At 43.8% G+C, this 771-nt stretch carries 1 protein-coding gene and 1 pseudogene; both read right to left on the bottom strand.

All coding sequences use genetic code 11. The features are described 5' to 3' along the window. Positions 1–36 precede the first annotated feature (36 nt). Complete coding sequence (locus L5M10_RS23970) at positions 37–531, bottom strand: PIN domain-containing protein (protein ID WP_263256103.1); 495 nt, start codon at positions 529–531, stop codon at positions 37–39. Then, positions 512–771, bottom strand: a pseudogene (locus tag L5M10_RS23975) (transcriptional regulator); the annotation flags it as partial. The pseudogene L5M10_RS23975 and the gene L5M10_RS23970, both read right to left, overlap by 20 nt.

Consider the following 771-nt stretch of genomic DNA (forward strand, 5'->3'; position numbering starts at 1 on the left):
TCTAAATTGCACTTTATGAGGGCAACCTATTAATTATTAATTTACTTGCTCTAGTTCTACTAAAGCTTGTTCTGCGATATGCCAAGGTAGACGCCTGCCATTGGCTTGCATCTGCTTATAGGCTGCTCGCGCTTGTTCGGTATTGATTTGCTGATGAACCACCAGTTGGCTTACTAGCCAAACTGTGCCTTTAACAATGGCAGCTTCTTTTTCTGCTGCTTTTCTCAGTGCCATATCACCAGTCAGTAAAGGACACTGTTCTTGCTTTGCTAAAGCAAGGGCAAAACAATCGTTTCGGCTCGCTTGGGTATAGGTCCCCGTTAGCTGCATGGCATACATCATTGATTCTGCAGAAACCTCTTTTAGCGCTAACCCTAAATCCAGAAGGTGGGGATGATCTTCTTCAAGTTCTTCAACAAAAAGAATATCTGGCGTTGCAAAGTCATAGGGCAACTGAAACATTGCTTCCAGTAAACCACCTTCTTCCATGTCAATGAGGATATTGGCATCACTAATTAGCATCTGCTGCACGGCTAGCCTCCTGAGCTAACTGTGCTTGAGTCGGCACCTCCAACTTTCGTTCTTTACGAAAGCTAGAAACAGACATGCCAAGTAACTCTGCAGCTTTTGACTCCCCTATGTATTCTTCACCTAAAGCACGATATACCAACTGCTTATGTAGATAAGTCGATTCATGAGGGTATGCTTTTCCTGGCTCCTCCGTTCGCCAGCCATTTTTGCTAAACAGCATAAATAGGTTTTTCTGAGTCG

The organism is Shewanella sp. SM32, assembly GCF_025654235.1.
Classification (GTDB): Bacteria; Pseudomonadota; Gammaproteobacteria; order Enterobacterales; family Shewanellaceae; genus Shewanella; species Shewanella oncorhynchi.